At 68.2% G+C, this 1,533-nt stretch carries 1 protein-coding gene and 2 pseudogenes; all 3 read left to right on the plus strand.

Annotation, left to right across the window (positions count from 1 at the left end; genetic code table 11):
* Window positions 1-290, plus strand: a pseudogene (locus JCM25156_RS25470) (IscS subfamily cysteine desulfurase); the annotation flags it as partial.
* A gap of 29 nt (window positions 291-319) precedes the next feature.
* Window positions 320-631 (plus strand): annotated as a pseudogene (locus JCM25156_RS25475) (ferredoxin family 2Fe-2S iron-sulfur cluster binding protein).
* Window positions 632-756: 125 nt separating this feature from the next.
* The coding region (mnmA, locus tag JCM25156_RS16300; protein WP_025813952.1) for a tRNA 2-thiouridine(34) synthase MnmA at window positions 757-1,533 on the plus strand (777 nt) is incomplete at its 3' end.

Here is a 1,533-nt window from a genome sequence, read left to right on the forward strand (position 1 = left end):
CGGCGCGGCTGGCCGGAAACCTCAACCTGCGCTTCGAGGGGGTGCGGGCGGTGGACCTGCTGGCCGCCGTGCCGGAGCTGTGCCTGTCCACCGGCTCGGCCTGTTCCTCGGCCGAGGTGGTGCCCTCCTACGTGCTGACGGCCATGGGTCTCGATACGGCGCGGGCGGCACAAGGCTTGCGTCTGGCCGTCGGACGCTATACCTCAGCCGCCGATGTGGATCGCGCGGCGGGGATCCTGTGCCAGGCAGTGGCACGATGCCGCGCGGCAGGTAGCCCTTCGTCGGGATGAAGGGCGCGTAGCACAGGCAGGATGGAAAAATGGCGCATATCGTATTCATCGAGCGTGACGGCACCCGCCGCGAGGTCGCGGCCCCGCTGGGTCTGTCGGTTCTGGAAATCGCCCATAAGAACGGCATAGATCTTGAGGCGCGTGCGAAGGCTCACTGGCCTGCGCGACCTGCCATGTGGTGGTGGACCCCGAATGGCCCCCAAGTTGACCGCCCCCACCGAGGATGAGGAAGACATGCTCGATCTGCCTTCGGGCTGGAAAAGACATCCCGTCTGGGCTGCCAGATCGTGATGACCGAGGCCCTGGACGGCCTTGTCGTGCGCCTGCCGCGCACGGCCTGAGGGATCGGCCGATGTTACGGGCGCGGGCAGCAGGGCGCGCGCCCACAAGATGATGTTTGACGCGCGGGACCCGTGGGGCTGATAGTCCTGCGGGCCGTTGCTGTTATGGGAAGTGGAACCGAGCCATGCGCATTCTTGTGGCCATGTCCGGCGGAGTGGACAGTTCCGTCGTCGCCGCGCGTCTGGTGGACGAGGGGCACGAGGTGATCGGCGCCACGCTCCAGCTCTATGATTCGCGTGAAAGCACGAAAAAGGGCGCGTGCTGCGCCGGGCGTGACATTCACGACGCGCGCCGCGTGGCGGACCGGCTTGGCATCCCCCATTACGTGATCGACGCCGAACGCCGGTTTCAGGATAGCGTGATCGGCACCTTCGCCGATGCCTATGCCGCGGGCGAGACCCCGGTGCCCTGTGTGGCGTGCAACCAGGGCGTCAAGTTCACCGACCTGCTGGGCATGGCGCGCGACCTTGGCGCGGACGCCATGGCCACCGGCCATTACGTCCGCCGTATCGAGGGGCCGGAAGGCGCGGAACTGCACCGCCCCGTGGATGCCGGGCGCGACCAGTCGTGGTTCCTGTTCGCGACCACCCGCGCGCAGCTTGATTTCCTGCGCTTCCCGCTGGGGGACATGCCCGACAAGGCCGCCGTGCGCGCCGAGGCCGAACGGTTCGGCCTTGCCGTCGCCGCCAAGCCGGACAGTCAGGACCTGTGCTTCGTGACCGATGGCTCCTATGCCGGACTGGTGGAAAAGCTGCGCCCCGATGTGAGCGGCGCGGGCGAGATCGTCGATCAGGCCGGGCATGTGCTGGGCCGGCACGAAGGGGTGAGCCGCTACACCGTGGGCCAGAGCAAGCGGCTGGGCAACGCCGCCATGGTGGCGGGGGCGCGCCAGATGGTGGTG

This window comes from Komagataeibacter kakiaceti JCM 25156 (assembly GCF_000613305.1).